Raw genomic sequence first — 17,524 nt, forward strand, 5'->3', positions numbered from 1 at the left:
GGTCCCCCGGTCAGGGGCGCATGGGAGGATCGGTGCTGTTCCGGCGTACCGACAACGATGAGGGAGTGCCCCCCGTGCCCGGTGAGAATCTGTCCCGCGACGAGGCCCGGGAGCGGGCCGCCCTGCTGTCGGTGGACGGCTACGACGTGTCGCTGGACGTGCGGTCGGCCGCCGGCGAGGGCCAGCGCGAGCCGCGCACCTTCCGCTCGGTGACCACGATCCGCTTCCGCTGCAACGAGCCGGGCGCGTCGAGCTTCGCAGACCTGATCGCGCCGAGCGTGACCGCGGTGACACTGAACGGCAAGGACCTCGATCCGGGCGAGGTCTTCGACGGCACCCGGATCGCGCTGGAGGACCTGGCCGCGGAGAACGAGCTGGTGGTGGACGCCCAGTGCGCCTACTCCCGCACCGGCGAGGGCCTGCACCGCTTCGTCGACCCCGAGGACGGCGAGGTCTACCTCTACACGCAGTACGAGCCGGCCGACGCCCGCCGGGTCTTCGCGGGCTTCGAGCAGCCGGACCTCAAGGCGCCGTTCCGCTTCGAGGTGCGGGCGCCCGAGGAGTGGACGGTGTGGAGCAACGGGGCGGGCGAACTCGCCGACGGGGTGTGGCGGTTCGCGGAGACGAAGCCGATCTCGACGTACATCACGTGCGTGGTGGCAGGCCCCTACCACTACGTGACGGACACGTACTCCCGCACGCTCCCCGACGGGACGACGCTGGAGATCCCGCTCGGCGCGATGTGCCGCAAGGGCCTGGCGCCCTACTTCGACGCGGACGACGTCTTCCTGATCACCAGGCAGGGCCTGGACTTCTTCCACGACCACTTCGACTACCCGTACCCGTTCGGGAAGTACGACCAGGCGTTCGTGCCCGAGTACAACCTCGGCGCGATGGAGAACCCGGGTCTGGTGACGTTCCGGGAGGAGTACATCTTCCGGGGCAAGGTGACGCAGGCGTCGTACGAGGCGCGGGCCAACGTCATCCTGCACGAGATGGCGCACATGTGGTTCGGCGACCTGGTCACCATGGTGTGGTGGGACGACCTGTGGCTGAAGGAGTCCTTCGCGGACTTCATGGGCGCCTTCGCCAACGTCAACGCGACCCGTTTCAGCAACGCCTGGACCACCTTCGCCAACCGCCGCAAGGCCTGGGCCTACCGCGCCGACCAGCTGCCCTCCACGCACCCCGTCACGGCCGACATCCGCGACCTCCAGGACGCCAAGCTCAACTTCGACGGCATCACCTACGCCAAGGGCGCCTCCGTCCTCAAGCAACTGGTGGCGTACGTCGGCCAGGACGCGTTCCTGGAGGGCGCCCGCCGCTACTTCAAGCGCCACGCGTACGGCAACACGCGCCTCGGTGACCTGCTGTCGGTCCTGGCGGAGACCAGCGGCCGGGACATGAGCGCCTGGGCGCGGTCCTGGCTGCAGACGGCGGGGGTGAACTCGCTGACCCCGCAGGTGCTGCTCGACGGCGAGGGCCGGGTCGCCGAAGTGGCCGTGCTGCAGGAGGCGGCCGAGTCCCACCCCGAGCTGCGCCCGCACCGGGTCGCGATCGGCCTGTACCGCCTGTCGGACGGCCGTCTGGAGCGGTACGCGCGCGTGGAGGCGGACGTCGACGGCCCGCGCACGGTGATCGCGGACCTGGCGGGCGCCGAGGCCCCCGAGTTGGTCCTGGTCAACGACGACGACCTCACCTACTGCAAGATCCGCTTCGACGACACCTCGCTGGCGACGCTCCGGGACCACCTGGGTGCCCTGACCGACCCGCTCGCCCGCGCCCTGTGCTGGTCGGCGCTGTGGAACCTGACCCGGGACGCGCTGCTGCCGGCCCGGGACTTCGTCGACCTGGTGCTGCGGTTCGCGAGCCGTGAGTCGGACATCGGGGTACTGCAGATCCTGCACGCGTGGGCGAACACGGCGCTGGTCGGCTATGTGGCGCCCGAGTGGCGGGAGACGGCCGGGCGGCGGCTCGCAGAGGGCGCCCTGCGGGAGCTGCGGCAGGCCGAGCCGGGCAGTGAGCACCAGCTGGCCTGGGCGCGGTTCTTCGCGTCGACGGCGGCGGACGGGGCCGACTTCCAGCTGCTCCAGGAGCTGCTGTCGGACACGGCCACGATCGACGGCCTGGACGTCGACCAGGAGCTGCGCTGGGCGTTCCTCGAACCCCTCGCCGCGCACGGCGTGGCCGACGAGTCCGCGCTGGCGGCCGAACTGGCCCGCGACGACACCGCGTCCGGCAAGCGCCACCAGGTACGCTGCCTGGCCGCCCGCCCCTCGGCGGCGGTGAAGGCACAGGCCTGGGCGCAGGTCGTGGAGTCGCAGGCGCTGTCCAACGCGCTGGTGGAGGCGACGATCGCGGGCTTCGCCCAGCCGTCCCGGCGGGACCTGCTGGCGCCCTATGCGCAGAAGTACTTCGAGGTCATCGCACGGATCTGGGAGGACCGCTCGATCCAGATCGGCATGGACGTGGTCCGGGGCCTGTACCCCTCGCTCCAGGACCGCCCACAGACGCTGGAGGCGACGGACGCCTGGCTGGCTGCCCACGCCGACGCGCCGCCGGCGCTGCGCCGGCTGGTCCTGGAGGCCCGCGACGACCTGGCACGGGCGCTGCGCGCACAGGAGTGCGACGCGAGGGCCGCCGGCGCCTGACCTTTGGCCTTGGGTTTCCCGCCGGGTGACCGTTACGGAATTCAGTCAATCATGGCCGTAACCCCTGGTCCGCACCCGATCGGACCAGGGGTTTTCGCCTCCTACTCGGCACTCGAACACCTGACCTTTAGCACCGTCTTGTCCGCATTCTTCAACAGGAACGTAACAGCGGTTAACGGGCAGACCGGACGCGGGAATCTCCGGTCCATGACCCACAACACCCCACTCTCCCCCCGCCCCCTCCGTCACCTCTCCGACGTCCACCGCCGGGTGCTGACGACGACTCAGCTCCGCTCCCACGGTGTCCCGGCCACCGAGATCGCCGAGCAGTGCCGGGCGACCGGCCCCTGGCAGCAACTGCTCCCCGGTGTGGTCCTGCTCCACCCCGGCCCGCCGACCAGCGAGGAACGCCTGCACGGAGCGCTGCTGTTCGCCGCCCGCGAGCCGGCCCCCGGTGTCCCCACCCAGCCGAACGCCGACTCCCCGCACCGCCCGGTCTACCCGGAGGCGATGATCACGGGCCTGGCCGCGCTGACCCTCCACGGCTTCTCCTCCACCCCGCCGCTGCTCTCCCTGGACCACGTGGACGTCCTGGTCCCGCGCCTGCGCCGGATCCGCTCCACCTCCTACGTCCGCGTGCTCCGCACCCCGGCCCTGCCGACCCCCGAGCCGGTGACGGGCCTGCCCGTCGCCCCGGTCCCCCGCGCCCTCGCGGACGCGGTGGCGGACCTGACCGACGCGGAGGCCGTACGCCGGCTGCTGACGGAGGCGGTACGCGGCCACCACTGCGAACCGGCCGCGGTGGTGCGGGCGTTGAACGAGGCGAAGCTGCTGTCCCGCCCGCATGTGGTCGACGCCGTCGACTCGCTGGTCGCCGAGGGCCGGGCCATCGCCGAGGACCGCCTCTACCGGATGGTCCGCGAGTACGGTCTCCCCGACCCGGTGTGGAACGTGGACCTGCGCCTGCCCGGCGGCCCCCACCTGGGCGGCCTGGACGCCTACTGGCCCGAGCAGGCCGTCGCCGTCGAACTGGACACCCGCGCACCGCGGCAGGGCCAGCGACAGGGCCACCAGCACGGCCTCCAGCCCGGCCCCCAGCAGGACGACGACGCCCTGTGGTCCGAATACGCCCGCAAGCGCGAGCACCTGGAGCGGCTGGGCATCACCGTCGTCCACCTCACCCCGAAGAAGCTCCGCGACACGATGGAGCAGCAGGCGGCGGTGGTCCGTACGGCACTGATGGCGGCCGACGACCGGGACCCGGCCGCGTATGTCGTGGTGCTGCCCCGATAACGGAGGGGGATCACGGAGGGGAGCGGAGGGTCCGTCGGTCCGGAGGGGGACCGACGGCCCCTCCTCGTGCCGTCGGGGGCGACGCCCGAACGCCGGCCGTCAACCCGTGCACCCTCGGCGACCAGGGTGCACACGACGAGCGAGACGGAGAACGTCGCCGAGCAACGCGCGCTTTGGAAGACCGGCTTCACCCGTGGGGCGCGTCCTGCGCGGCATCGTGTTCCGCGACGGTCACTGGCGGGACGGTGTCCTCTACAGCGTCCTGCGCGACGACCCGCTCCCTGGGTGACCCGCCGGCCCCGCCCTTCTACTGCCCGCCGACGCCTGGGCGCAGTTCGTCGCGTACGTCGCCGGCGACGCGGGCGAGCAGGTCGGCGTACGCGGCGATCATCCGCGTACGGCTGAACCTCTCGCGGCTCGCGAGCAGCGCCGGTGCGAAGGCGTCCCGTTCGGCCACGGCCGCCGACCACGCGAAGGCGATCGCGTCGGGGTCGAAGGGCGTCACAAGACCGTGCCCCTCGACGATCGACGCGCTGTCGCCGACGTCCGTCGTGACCGGTACGGCGCCGCACATCATGCCCTCGATGAGGCAGAGCGGTGCCGCCTCCCCGGAGACGGAGGTGAGGGCGACGACGTCGGAGCCGGCGTAGACGGCCTCCATGTCGTGCCGTACGCCGAGGAGGTGCACGCGGTCGCCGAGGGCGGCCCGGTCGGCGCCGAAGGCGACCTCCATGTCGGCCCACAGGGCGGCGTTGTCCTCGGTCATCCCGGCCCCGCACATGACCACGTGGCCACCGCCCTCGCGGGCCAGCCAGGCGCGGGCCGCCCGCAGGAAGAGCGGCACGTTCTTCATGCCGGCGTACCGGGCGGCGAAGACGACGACGGGGGCGGTGGCCGGGATCCCGGCGGACTCGCGGAACGCGAGGCGCACCGCCGCGTCCGGGCGGAACCGGAGCAGATCGACCCCGTTCGGGATGACGTGCAGCAGCTCACCGGGGATGCCGGCCGCCTCGTACGCGTCCCGCGTGGACTCGGCGCAGCACACGCACGCCACGACCTTGCCCTCCGCGATGGCGGTCTTCAGCTCGTCCAGCGCCGGGCCCTGGTTCTCCGGGTCGGACCGGTGCAGGCAGACGACGACGGGACGACGGGGCAGCCCGGCCTGGTTGAGGAGGGCGAGCGGCTGTTCCTTCAGCGAGAGGATGACGTCCGCACCGGCCATGGCCCGCGCGGTATCGGCCAGCTCGGGCCCGCTGAAAACCGACGCCGCGACCGTGCCGTCGACGAGGCCCGCGGTGCGGCCGAGGGAGGTGACGTCGATGCCACCGGCGGTGAGCGCGCGGTAGCAGGCGTCGTCCTCCATCCGTTGTGTGGTGGCTTCCCGGTGGACCTCACCGTGCAGACTCAGCACCCGATGCCACTGCTGGCCGCCCTCTACCAGACCCAGCAGCACATCACTGTGCACGATCCGGGCTCCCCCGGAGAAAAACCCCTCGTAGACCGAGAGGACACGAAGTCCGAGCCGAGCGTCCACACGACCACCTGCCTTGCACCAGATCGAGCCATCCCCGGGAACCGCGGGTTAGCCGATATGAGGCGGTACGGACGTTTCATTCGGATGAACGGTATGTCTCGTATCGGAGTCCGATTCGTTTACACGGCGAGTGCCGGAACCGTCACGCGCGGCATCGTCCGACGACCTTCGTTGTCACCCCTCTGACCTGCGGTTTCACGAGAGCGATCGGAGCGGAGGGGGGCCAGGGGACCGGCCCGGCCGAGGGCAAAAAATCGGCAAGCGCGCCACCCGAACGTACGACGGTGTCAGCGACGGTGGCGGCCGGCGTTGAGCCGGGCGGCCTGGCGGGTCAGATGGTCGCGTTCGGCGAGGACGGTCGCCTTCCGGGCCGCCTCGGCGTACAGCCGGGCCGCGGTCGGCAGGTCGCCGTCGCGCTCGTGGAGGTAGGCCTGGGCCGCGGTGTGCCGGGGCAGGGCGGGGTCGAGTGCCGCGAGCGCGGCCAGACCGGCCCGGGGGCCGTCGGCCTCTCCCACGGCGACCGCGCGGTTGAGCCGGATCACCGGGCTGTCGGTCAGGCGGGCGAGTTCGTCGTACCACTCGACGATCTGCACCCAGTCGGTCTCCTCGGCGGTGGGCGCGTCCGCGTGGAGTGCCGCGACGGCGGCCTGGGCCTGGAACTCGCCGAGGCGGTCGCGGGCGAGGGCCGCCTGGAGGATCCCGACGCCCTCGGCGATCGAGGTGGTGTCCCATCGGCCGCGGTCCTGCTCGGCGAGCGGCACGAGGCTGCCGTCGGGTGCGGTCCGGGCGGCTCGCCGGGCGTGGTGGAGCAGCATGAGCGCGAGCAGGCCCGCCACCTCGGGGTGGTCGATCGAGGCGGCGAGTTGCCGGGTGAGCCGGATGGCCTCGGCGGCGAGGTCGACGTCACCGGAGTAGCCCTCGTTGAAGACCAGGTAGAGGACGCGCAGCACGGTGGCGACATCGCCGGGCTGGTCGAAGCGCACGCCGGAGACGGTGCGCTTGGCCCGGCTGATGCGCTGGGCCATCGTCGCCTCCGGCACCAGGTAGGCCTGGGCGATCTGCCGGGTGGTGAGCCCGCCGACGGCACGCAGCGTGAGCGCGACCGCGGACGACGGGCTCAGGGACGGGTGGGCGCACAGGAAGTAGAGCTGGAGCGTGTCGTCCACCGCGGGCGCCGGCCCGGGGGCCGGCTCCTCGTCGACGAGGTCCTCACGGCGGCGGCGGGCGGTGTCCGCCCGGGTCGCGTCGAGGAACCTGCGCCAGGCCACGGTGACCAGCCAGCCCTTCGCATCGCGCGGCGGGTCGGCGGGCCACCCGCGGACCGCCTCGACGAGCGCGTCCTGTACGGCGTCCTCGGCCGCCGCGAAATCGGCTCCGCGGCGGACGAGGATCCCGAGCACGCTCGGCGTGAGGCTCCGGAGCAGAGCCTCGTTCACCTCTGAGGTCATTCCGTGACCGTGGGCCGCACGCCGTAGAACGGGCGCAGCTCCAGCCACTCGTGGATCGGCTTGCCCCCGGCCCCGGGGGCGGCCGACAACTCCCCCGCCAGCTCGACGGCACGCTCGTAGCTGTCGACGTCGATGATCATCCAGCCGGCGATGAGGTCCTTGGTCTCCGCGAACGGTCCGTCGGTGACCGGCGGCCGCCCCTCACCGTCGTAGCGGACCCACATCCCCTCGGGGGCGAGTGCCTGCTCGCCGACGAACTCGCCGGTCTTCTCCAGCCGGGCCGCGAAGTCGTTCATGTACTGGATGTGCGCCGTGATCTCCTCGGGCGCCCACTGGTCCATGGGTACGTCGTTGACCGCGGCCGGCGCGCCCCGGTAGTGCTTGAGCAGCAGGTACTTGGCCATGGTGTTCTCCTCGGTGCTCGTGCGACCCATTGTGGCCGCGTTCACCCCTGGGACGGAGCCGACCGCGCGTTCTCGACATCACCCTCGACGTCGTCGCCGGATTTTTTTTCCGGGCGCTCGCGGAAGCGCTCAGCCTCCGCAGAACTCCGCGTCGAGGACGGTACCCGGGTCGCCCGCCCAGTCGCCGTTGAAGTTCACGGCCAGGGCGTGGCGACCGTCGGCGGTGGTGGCCGCCGTGGAGGCGGAGCCGTGGATACCGCCGTCGTGGCCCCAGACGTGGACACCGCAGGAGAGGGTGTGGTCGATCAGGCCGAGGCCGTAGGCGCTGTTGGCGGCGCCGGGGACGGGGACCGTGGTCTTCATCTCCTTCAGCTGCCGCGGGGCGAGGAGCTTTCCGCGGAGCAGGGCCTCGTAGAAGCGGGTCAGGTCGGCGCCGGTGGAGATCAGCTCGCCGGCGGAGGAGGCCATGGAGGGGTTGAGGGCGGTGACGTCGTAGGTCGGACCGGCCGGGTCGGTCAGTTTCGAGTAGGCGCGGCTGCTCGGGTGCGGGAGCGTGGTGCGGGTGCCGGGGAGGGACGTGCCGGTGAGGTGGAGGGGCCGGATCACCCGGTTCGTGATCTCCTCGGCGTACGAGTGGCCCGTCACCGCCTTGATCACCATGCCGGCCAGGACGTAGTTCGTGTTGGAGTAGGCCCAGCTCGTGCCCGGCGCGAAGGCCGGCTTGTGCTTCATCGCGATCGCGACCAGCCCGGCGGGCGTCAGCGTGTCGTAGCGGTGCTGGAAGAAGCCGTCCTTCGTGAAGTACGTGCGGCCGAAGTCCTCGTCCGCCGTGTAGTTGAAGATGCCGCTGGTGTGGTTGAGGAGCCGGCGGACGGTGACACGGCGGCCGTCGTTGCCGTGGCCGGTCACCACTCCCGGCAGCCACCTGTCCACCTTGTCGTCCAGGGACAGGCGGCCCTCCGCCTCCAGTTGGAGCAGCACGGTGGAGACGAAGGTCTTCGTGATGCTGCCGACCCGGTAGCGGTCGGAGGCGGAACGCGGGGCGCCGGTCCGGGTGTCGCCCACCCCGGCCGTCGTCGACCAGGTGCCGTGCGGGTCACGGGCCGTGGCCGTCACCCCGGGTACCCCGGCCTCGACCGCGGCCCGCACCGCCTTGCGGGTGGCCTGGTGGCCGGCGGCGGGTGCGGCCACCGCCGGTGCCGCCAGTGCCGCGGACAGGGCCGCCGCCGTGGCCGCCATCAGTGTCGTACGCAGGAACATGTCTCTCCCCCAGTCGGGTCAGCGGTCGAGTCGACTCGGTCGTCGGACTCGGTCGGGGGGAGGGACACCGTCGTGATCGGCGAGGTTGCCCGCTGTGGGCCGGTTGGGTGAGTTTCAGCCCTTCTTCAGGACCAGCTCGGTGTTCCGGTCCACGGCGTCGCCGCCCAGGACCTTGCTGGAACCGGGGGCGTTGAAGGCCAGTTCGCGGTAGAGGGCCGCGAGGCCGGTCTGGGAGAGGTCGGAGAAGTCGGTGCGGTGCGGGGCCGCCGACTCGATCAGCGTGGTGAAGAGCGAGACCGTGCCGTCCTTGTTGTCCACCAGCTCCACGACCCGGGCGAGCTGGGGGTAGTCGACGTGCGAGGCGGTGGTGATCTCCCAGAAGGAGTTGCCGTTCGAGGCCCTGTGCGGGGTGATGAGGTTGCGGTGGATGTGGCCGTTCACCCAGGCCAGCACATTGGCGTGGCGGTTGAGGAGGGTGACCAGCTCGGCGCCCGAGTGGCGGCGGTCGCCCGGGTGGGCCGGGTCGGGGCGGGTGTTGGTCATCGTCTTGCCGGTGTGGTGGCTGAAGACGACCGCGTAGGAGTCCTTGTTCTCCTTCAGGGTCCGCTCCAGCCATGCCAGTTGGGCCGTGCCGATCGATCCGTCGTAGTGGCCGCCGGCGTCCGTCGTGTCCAGGCTGATGCCGATGACGTCGTCGGAGATACGGAAGGCGTAGTACTGGGTGCCCGCGGCCACGTTCGCGGAGGAGTAGCCGTGGCCGACCGGGCCGACGCCCTGGTAGGCCGGGTCCAGGTGGGCCTTGAGGTAGTCCGCGGCCGTGTACGGGGCGCGCTTGTCGTCCGCGGTGACCGAGCGCGTCGAACGGGCGTGGGCCTTGAGGAAGTCGCGGTAGCCGCTGCCCTTGGGGTCCCGGGCCGTGCGGATGGAGTCCTGGAGCTTCTTGGCCTCGGCGTCGGTCACCGTCATCAGCTTCTTGCCGGCGACCGCGGCCGCGGCGAGGTAGGGGTCGGCGTGGGAGCCGAAGCAGCCGAGCGGCAGGGCGTCGTGATTGCCGACGGTGGAGTACCAGGGGAGGTTGAGGCCGGGGCTGTTCACCTCGCGGATCGCGGCGGCGAGGAAGCCTGCGAGGTGCGGGAAGCCGAGCGCCTTGTCGTTGTCGCGGGCCGTGGCGGAGGCCTGCCAGTACAGCTTGAGGCCGCTGTTCTGCACGCCCTCGTAGTGCTTGGGGTCACCGCTGTTGGGGGTGATCCGGCCGCCGCTCATCACCTTCATGTACCACTCCAGCTCGGAGTGGGCGTTGTTGTCGGTGTTGTCGCCGGTCGTCATCACGAAGTGCAGCGGGGAGCCGGTGACCGGGGCGCCGCGCAGCGCGTTCACGCGCTCGACGAGGGAGATGGCGCCGGGCACGGTGAGCGCCTCGTGGGGGCGCCAGGCGTGCGGGTCGTGGGCGCGCAGGTATTCGAGGCGCAGCGGGTGCTGGACGTCCATCAGGTGCAGGTCGGTGAACTGCACGAACGCGGCGAGGGCGGTGCGGCGGCCGGCCCGGCCGGACTTGGCGGCGGCCAGGTCGGAGCGGAGCACGCGTGACCAGCCGGCGCCGTCGCCGAGCCGCCGGTACCCGGAGCCGGCGCGGGGCGCGGCGACGGAGGCGAGGGTGGTGCCCTTGGTGTACGGCGCGAGGGGGGACGCGGCGGCCCTGCGGCCCTCGGCGACCGGCTCCTGCTCCTCGGTCGCGGCGGGCGCGGCCTGGCTGTCGGTGGGGCGCAGGGCGTAGCCGACGCCCGCGGAGAGCGAGACGGCTCCGGCGGCGGCGAGCACGGTACGGCGGTTGATCTCCAGTGCCTCGCGGCCCTTCTGGGCCGCGGAGGTGGCGACTGAGCGTATGCGCGACATGGCGCGGTCTCCCCGAGTACGAACGCGTCCGACAGTGGTCGCGGGCGATCGCTTCCGCGAACTTCCCGCTCACTCTGGATCGTTGGCACCGGGGATGGCCTGCGCGTGAACGCGGCGGCAACGCGCAGCGCCGATCACCGTACGTGGATCAGGTGAGGTGGGGACCGGTCATGGAGCGGATTGCGGGCGGCCGGGGGACGGCTACTCCGCGTTCATCTGCCGGGGTAGGGGAGGGTCTCCGGCGCTCACGACTGCTACGACCGCTACGACTGATAGGACCGCTGCGACCGCTGCGACTCCCACGACCGCTGCGACTCCTACGACCGCTCCTCCGCGAACCGCCCGGCCGCCGGCCGCTCCCGCCACAGCCGCAGGGCGACATCGATCAGCGGGACGCGCCGCAGAGCCGGTACGGCGTCCAGGTCCTGCCAGGCGGCCATGTCGGTGGAGCCGCCGATCTCGTTGCGCAGTTCGCCGCCGACGATCTCACCGCTGTAGATGATCCGCACGCCGTGGTGGTCGGTGGGGAGGCGCAGCGGGCCCTCGGCGGCGAAGTGGCGCCGGAAGGAGTCGATGCCCAGCAGTCCGGTCACCTCGATGCGGTAGCCGGTCTCCTCCATGAGTTCGCGGCGGACCGTGTCGTACGGGTCCTCGCCGTGCTCCATGCCGCCGCCGGGCAGGACCCACTCGGGTACGCCGTCGTCGTCGGGCGACCGGGCCAGCAGGATCCGTCCGTCGCGGACGCACACGGCGTAGGCCGCCACCCTCAGCTTCTCGCGCACATCGGCACGGTAGAGCCCGCGCGGGCCGGCGGCCAACGGGATTTCCGTCCACAGCAAGGACACAGATAGGGGGTTTTCCCCATACGTTCATATCGATTCGGTCAACGTTCCCAAAAGACCGTTCCCTTGGGGAAAGCTGTGCGCCTACGTGCCGGCTCTTGACCGGGTTCCGGCCGCTCCATGCTCGTTCCTTTACCTACAAGGGATGCAGATGACCCTCAGCCCCCAGCACGACCCGATACCGGGCCACAGACGCATGGGCCGCATAGCCCTGGCCGTCGGTGTCGTGGCCGCGCTCTCCGCCGCCGGGCCGATACCCCTGGCCGCCGCCGCGACGCCGTCGCCGGCCGCCGCCACCGCGGACGCCAAGTCGGCCCACGACAAGCTCGGTTCGGACGACGCCGAACTGCTCGCCGAGGCCAAGGCCGACGGCACCAAGAACGTCACGATGATGATCGCGACCGCACCGGGGCAGACCGCGCAGGTCGCGCGGGAGCTGGACGGCGTCAAGGGCGGCTCGGTGGGCCGTACGTACGACAAGCTCGGCTATGTCCGCGCCACCGTCCCCACCGGCCGGGCGGACTCGGCGATCGCCGCCGCCGCGAAGCTGTCCTCGGTGCACGCGATCGACCTGCGCCAGGAGATCCAGCTCGACGACCCGGCGGTGTCGGACACCGCCAAGTCGGCCAAGGCCGCGAAGACCTACCCGGCGCCGAACAAGAACACCCCCGCCGAGAACCCCTACAACCCCTCCTTCGAGACGGGCGCCGTCGACTTCGTCAAGGAGCACCCGAAGGCGGACGGCCGGGGCATCACCATCGGCATCCTGGACTCCGGCGTGGACCTCGGCCACCCGGCGCTGCAGAAGACCACCACGGGTGAGCGAAAGATCGTCGACTGGGTGACCTCGACCGACCCGATCGTCGACAGCGACCAGACCTGGCGGCCCATGGTCACGGCCGTGTCCGGGCCGAGCTTCAGCTACGGAGGCAAGACCTGGACGGCGCCCGCCGGGTCGTACCAGGTCAGCACCTTCAAGGAGTCGTACACCACGGGCGGCGACGCGGCCGGTGACGCCAACCGTGACGGGGACACCACCGACAGCTGGGGCGTGCTCTACGACCCGGCGGCCGGCACGGTCACCGTCGACCTGAACAACAACAGCGACTTCTCCGACGACACGCCGATGAAGCCGTACAAGGACGGTTACCAGGTCGGCTACTTCGGCACCGACAACCCGGCGACCGACGTCGTCGAGCGGCAGCCGTTCGTCGTGCAGATCCGCAAGGACGTCCCCATGGACCCGTTCGGCGGGGACTGGGTCGGCAAGACGGCCGACTTCGTCAACATCGGGGTCATCGAGTCCGAGCACGGCACCCACGTCGCCGGCATCACCGCCGCCAACGGCCTGTTCGGCGGCAGGATGAACGGCGCGGCGCCCGGCGCGAAGATCGTCTCCTCCCGGGCCTGCACCTGGACCGGCGGCTGCACCAACGTCGCCCTCACCGAGGGCATGATCGACCTGGTCGCGGGCCGGGGCGTCGACATCGTCAACATGTCGATCGGCGGCCTCCCGGCCCTGAACGACGGCAACAACGCGCGCGCCGAGCTCTACACCCGGCTCATCGACACCTACGGCGTGCAGCTGGTGATCTCCGCGGGCAACTCCGGCCCGGGCGCGAACACCATCGGTGACCCGGGACTCGCCGACAAGGTCATCTCGGTCGGCGCGGGCATCTCCAAGGACACCTGGGCCGCCAACTACGGCTCCCAGGTGACCACGAAGTACCAGCTGCTGCCCTTCTCCTCGCGGGGTCCGCGGGAGGACGGCGGCTTCACACCGACGCTGGTCGCCCCCGGCGCCGCGATCAACACCACCCAGACCTGGCTGCCGGGCTCCCCGGTCGCCGAGGCGGGCTACTCGCTGCCGGCCGGCTACTCCATGCTCCAGGGCACCTCGATGGCGTCCCCGCAGGCCGCGGGAGCCTCCGCGCTGCTGCTGTCGGCGGCGAAGGAGAAGGGGATCAGCCTCTCCCCCGCCGACCTGCGCACGGCCCTCACCTCGACCGCCGACCACATCAAGGACGTGCAGGCGTACGAGGAGGGCGCGGGCCGGATCGACATCGTCGACGCGTGGGAGTCCATCCGTGACCACGCCACCGCGCACGACGCTGTGCCTAATAACTACGCCGTCAAGGCACCCGTCGACACCGCGATCGACTACGCGCTGAAGACCCCGGGCTACGGCACCGGGCTGTACGACCGTGAAGGCGGTCTCAAGGCGGGGCAGAAGAAGACGTACGACGTCTCCCTCACCCGGACCTCCGGCGCGGACAGGTCGGTCCGCCACGAGCTGCACTTCGAGAACAACGCCGGGCACACCTTCAAGATCCTCGGCTCGGACGAGGTGCAGCTGCCGCTGAACCAGCCGGTGACGGTCAAGGTGCAGGCGCGGGCGAAGAGTTCGGGCATCAAGTCGGCGATCCTGGAGGTCGACGACCCGAAGACCGAGGGCGTCGACAAGCAGATCCTGACGACGGTCGTGGTGTCGGCGCCCGTCGACTACACCTGGGCCGCGTCCGGTTCGGTCCAGCGCAACAGCTCCACGTCGTACTTCGTGACCGTGCCCGAGGGCGCCAGGTCGCTGGAGGTCGCGATCGGCGGGCTGGCCGCCAAGAGCCAGACGCGGTTCATCTCCATCCACCCGTACGGCGTCCCGGTCGAGGACACCGGCACCCCGTACTGCTACAACAACTACCTCGACGGCAACGGCTGCAAGCCGGACGTCCGCTCCTACGCCGACCCGCAGGCCGGGGTCTGGGAGATCGAGGTCGAGGCGCGCCGCACCTCGCCGCTGCTCGACAACCCCTACCACCTGGACGCCACCGTGCTCGGCGCGGCCTTCGACCCGGAGACCGTGACCCTGCCCGAGGCCAAGGCCGGCGTCCCGGTCGACGCCTCCTGGAAGGTGACCAACGAGTTCGCCGCGCTCGACGGCAAGCTGGTCGGCGGCCCGCTCGGCTCCTCGAAGACGACCCGTCCCTCGATCAAGGAGGGCGAGGTCCAGACCACCACGGTGACCGTGCCGGCGGGTGCGCAGTCGCTGGACGTGGCCATCGGCGGCGTCTCCGACACGGCCGCCGACCTCGACCTGGCGGTGTACGACGCGTCCGGCAAGCAGGTCGGGCTGTCCGCCGACGGCGACTCGGAGGAAGCGGTGTCCATCGCCTCGCCGGCCGCCGGCACCTACACCGTCGAGGTCACCGGCTACTCGGTCCCCTCGGGCAGCACCGACTACGACTACCGGGACGTGTTCTTCTCCGCCGCGCTCGGCACGGTCTCGGTCGACGGGTCGACGCCGGTCAAGCTCGGCACGGGTGCCTCGGCCACGGTGACCGGCCAGGTCACGGCGGTCACGGCGGCCCCCGAGGGACGTGAGTTCTTCGGCCGCATCCAGCTGGTCAACGCGCGCGGCACGGTCGCGGGCGTCGGCAGCGTGAAGATCGAGAAGGTCGTTCCGTAGGAAGGCCGGTACTGAGGCGGGCGTCCTTCGGGGCGCCCGCCTCTTCATGTGCCCGGGCAGGTCATCTTCCGGGACCCTGGCAGGTCCCGGACGATCCAGGCGCGCTCCTGCGCGATCCCGGCCTCGCCGACGGCGTACAGGTCGGCCACGGTCCGGCCGCGTGTGACGCCGACCAGCAGCCGGGCCCCCGCGCGGATCCGGGCGTCGGACTCGACGACGACGTCGACCTCCCCGGCGGCCTTCGCCGGTTTGTAGGCGTGGGTCACGTGCAGGGTGACGCGTTCCGTGCCGGTGTCCGGGAGCTGCTGTACGCCGGTGACGGTGCCCTCGGCCACCAGCCAGGCGCAGACCAGATAGGCGGGCCCGGCGGTGAACTTCGCGCCCGAAGCGCTGTCGGCCGCCTTGCCGTCGGCGCTGCTGTCGGACGCCGCCCCGCTCGGGCCGTGCGCCGCCAGCCAGCCGAAGCCGAGCACGACCGAGGCGAACGCGGCGGCGAGGGCGCCGGCGATCCCGAGGGCGCGGAGGCGGGGGTGCCGCCGGGGACCCGGCCGGGGCCGGGCCGCGGGGCGGAGCGCCGGCCGGGGGTCGGCGAGGGCGTCCCCGATGAGGCCGAGCCGCTCGCGCAGGATCGCGGTATCCGCGGTGGCCGCCCGGTACTCGGCCATGAAGGCGGGGTCGGCACGCTGTGCTTCGCTCGGTTCCGCGTCCATGAGTACGGCCAGCAGGGCGTCGTCGCCGTCGTGACGGTCGTCTCCGGCGGTCTGTCCGGCGGTCATGTCACACCACCTCGTCCTCGTGCAGGCGGGCGCGCAGGGCCCGTACCGCCGTGTGCAGCCGGCTCTTGACCGTGCCCTCGGGGATGCCGAGTTCCTCGGCTATGCCGCGCACCGGCAGATCGGCGTAGAAGCGCAGGACGAGGACCTGGCGCTGGGCGTCCGGCAGTTCGTCCAGGCCGCGGGCGACGGCGACGGAGAGCAGGCTGCTGTCCTCGCCGGAGGTGTGGTCGGGGATGCGGAGGGCGGCCAGCCGTTCGCCGATGCGTTCCTGGCGGCGCTTGGCGCGGTGCCAGTCCATGGCGAGGTTGGAGGCGACCACCGCCGCCCACGCCGAGACGTCCCGCGGTGCCTCCCGGCCGCTCGCGGCCCGCTCCAGCAGCCGCAGGCGGACCTGCTGTACCCCGTCCAGCAGGTCCGCCTGCGGTACGCCGCCCAGCGCGAGCACCGCCCGCACCCGGCGCTCCTGGTCCTCGTCCAGCGGATCACCGTGCTGGTCCCCCTGGACCCGGCGGGCCTTTCTGCGCAGCACAACCCACCCCCCTCACCGCGTTTCTCCTACGACGCCGCGGCCCCCGGAAACGTTCGGGCGGCTCCCGGAAATCTTTTCCGAGGCGTACGTCACACCGGCGCGCCACGCAGCACAGCTTGCGGTACGAGGGCCAGGGAGAGGTAATTTCTGCAGCTCAGCGTGGGTGACGGCGGGAGTTCCACAGGCCGTGAGGTCCGTTCGGCGGGCATGGCGGGCAAAGAATTGGACAGGCTGACCCGGGTCGGCCGCATGATGGAAAGGCCGTAGACACACGTCGCCGTATGCAGAGGGAGTCACCGTGAGGGTCGGAATCGTCGGAGCCACCGGTCAGGTCGGCACGGTCATGCGCAGGATCCTCACGGAGCGCGACTTCCCGGTCACCGAGCTGCGGCTGTTCGCCTCGGCCCGCTCCGCCGGGACCGTGCTGGACGGCGTGACGGTGGAGGACGCGGCGACCGCCGACTACACCGGCCTGGACATCGTGCTGTTCTCGGCGGGCGGGGCCACTTCCAGGGCGCTCGCGGAGAAGGTCGCCGCCCAGGGTGCCGTCGTCATCGACAACTCCTCCGCCTGGCGCAAGGACCCCGCGGTCCCGCTGGTCGTCTCCGAGGTCAACCCGCACGCGATCGCCGACCGCCCCAAGGGCATCATCGCCAACCCGAACTGCACCACGATGGCCGCGATGCCGGTCCTGAAGGTGCTGGACGCGGAGGCGGGCCTGCAGGCGCTGGTCGCCACCACCTACCAGGCGGTGTCCGGCTCCGGTCTCGCGGGCGTCGCCGAGCTGCACGGGCAGGTGCAGAAGGTCGCCGCCGACGCGGACAAGCTCACGCACGACGGCGGGGCGGTCGACTTCCCCGAGCCGCAGGTCTACAAGCGGCCCATCGCCTTCAACGTGCTCCCCTTCGCCGGCAACCTCGTCGACGACGGTCTGAACGAGACCGACGAGGAGCAGAAGCTGCGCAACGAGTCCCGCAAGATCCTGGAGCTCCCCGAGCTGAAGGTCTCCGGCACCTGTGTGCGCGTCCCGGTGTTCGCCGGCCACTCCCTCCAGCTCAACGCGCGGTTCGCCCGGCCGATCAGCCCCGAGCGCGCGACCGAACTGCTCGCGGACGCCCCGGGCGTCGAGCTCTCCGACATCCCGACCCCGCTGCAGGCCGCCGGCCAGGACCCGTCGTACGTCGGCCGGATCCGCCGTGACGAGACGGTCGAGAACGGGCTCGCGCTGTTCGTCTCCAACGACAACCTCCGCAAGGGGGCTGCGCTGAACGCCGTGCAGATCGCGGAGCTGGTGGCGGCGGAGCTGTCCGCGAAGTAGAGGGGCCGGGCGCCTCAGGGGGTGCCGGGATCGGCCGTCGCGCGGGTGCGGGTACGTGGGGGCTGATCGCGCCCACGCGGCGGAGCCGCATATCGGCACAGCCCCGCGCCGCT

General features: G+C 71.7%; 12 protein-coding genes. 4 read left to right on the forward strand and 8 right to left on the reverse strand.

The window, feature by feature from the left end:
- Window positions 1–74 precede the first annotated feature (74 nt).
- Entirely contained in the window at window positions 75–2,651 is a 2,577-nt protein-coding gene (gene pepN / locus AB0D59_RS39075) for an aminopeptidase N (protein ID WP_362575749.1), read from the forward strand.
- Window positions 2,652–2,858: 207 nt separating this feature from the next.
- Window positions 2,859–3,944 carry a hypothetical protein gene (locus AB0D59_RS39080; RefSeq protein ID WP_362575751.1) on the forward strand — a complete coding sequence of 362 codons (1,086 nt, stop codon included), beginning with the start codon at window positions 2,859–2,861 and terminating at the stop codon, window positions 3,942–3,944.
- A 307-nt stretch (window positions 3,945–4,251) separates the two neighbouring features.
- On the opposite strand, the gene AB0D59_RS39085 is transcribed toward AB0D59_RS39080, so the two are convergent.
- The 6 genes from AB0D59_RS39085 to AB0D59_RS39110 form a co-directional block, all read right to left on the reverse strand.
- Window positions 4,252–5,409: a glycosyltransferase gene (locus AB0D59_RS39085; protein ID WP_362575752.1), complete on the reverse strand. Its 1,158-nt coding sequence runs from the start codon at window positions 5,407–5,409 to the stop codon at window positions 4,252–4,254.
- 356 nt (window positions 5,410–5,765) lie between these two features.
- Window positions 5,766–6,914, reverse strand: coding sequence for a DUF6596 domain-containing protein (locus AB0D59_RS39090; protein WP_362575834.1), 1,149 nt, complete (start codon window positions 6,912–6,914; stop codon window positions 5,766–5,768).
- Window positions 6,915–6,922: 8 nt separating this feature from the next.
- Window positions 6,923–7,330, reverse strand: coding sequence for a YciI family protein (locus tag AB0D59_RS39095; protein ID WP_362575754.1), 408 nt, complete (start codon window positions 7,328–7,330; stop codon window positions 6,923–6,925).
- Window positions 7,331–7,459: 129 nt separating this feature from the next.
- Window positions 7,460–8,569, reverse strand: a complete 1,110-nt coding sequence (locus tag AB0D59_RS39100; RefSeq protein ID WP_362575836.1) for a serine hydrolase domain-containing protein — start codon at window positions 8,567–8,569, stop codon at window positions 7,460–7,462.
- Between the two features lie 135 nt (window positions 8,570–8,704).
- A complete protein-coding gene (locus AB0D59_RS39105; protein ID WP_362575756.1) occupies window positions 8,705–10,483 on the reverse strand; it encodes a TIGR03767 family metallophosphoesterase in 1,779 nt (592 codons plus the stop codon).
- 317 nt (window positions 10,484–10,800) lie between these two features.
- The gene (locus AB0D59_RS39110; RefSeq protein ID WP_362575758.1) at window positions 10,801–11,265 is read right to left on the reverse strand and encodes an NUDIX hydrolase; all 465 of its coding nucleotides are present in this window, start codon (window positions 11,263–11,265) and stop codon (window positions 10,801–10,803) included.
- A gap of 211 nt (window positions 11,266–11,476) precedes the next feature.
- Here AB0D59_RS39110 and AB0D59_RS39115 point away from each other — a divergent pair, with 211 nt between their 5' ends.
- Window positions 11,477–14,788, forward strand: coding sequence for a S8 family serine peptidase (locus tag AB0D59_RS39115; RefSeq protein ID WP_362575760.1), 3,312 nt, complete (start codon window positions 11,477–11,479; stop codon window positions 14,786–14,788).
- 44 nt (window positions 14,789–14,832) lie between these two features.
- On the opposite strand, the gene AB0D59_RS39120 is transcribed toward AB0D59_RS39115, so the two are convergent.
- Together AB0D59_RS39120 and AB0D59_RS39125 are read right to left on the reverse strand one after the other, a co-directional pair.
- The gene (locus AB0D59_RS39120; RefSeq protein WP_362575762.1) at window positions 14,833–15,564 is read right to left on the reverse strand and encodes a hypothetical protein; all 732 of its coding nucleotides are present in this window, start codon (window positions 15,562–15,564) and stop codon (window positions 14,833–14,835) included.
- Window position 15,565: 1 nt separating this feature from the next.
- The gene (locus AB0D59_RS39125; protein ID WP_362575763.1) at window positions 15,566–16,093 is read right to left on the reverse strand and encodes a sigma-70 family RNA polymerase sigma factor; all 528 of its coding nucleotides are present in this window, start codon (window positions 16,091–16,093) and stop codon (window positions 15,566–15,568) included.
- 298 nt (window positions 16,094–16,391) lie between these two features.
- Between AB0D59_RS39125 and AB0D59_RS39130 the strand changes: the two genes are divergently transcribed.
- On the forward strand, window positions 16,392–17,411 hold the full coding sequence (locus AB0D59_RS39130) for an aspartate-semialdehyde dehydrogenase (protein ID WP_362575765.1): 1,020 nt from the start codon (window positions 16,392–16,394) through the stop codon (window positions 17,409–17,411).
- Window positions 17,412–17,524: the final 113 nt, after the last annotated feature.

Origin of the sequence: Streptomyces sp. NPDC048417 (assembly GCF_040651615.1) — a bacterium.
Classification (GTDB): Bacteria; Actinomycetota; Actinomycetes; order Streptomycetales; family Streptomycetaceae; genus Streptomyces.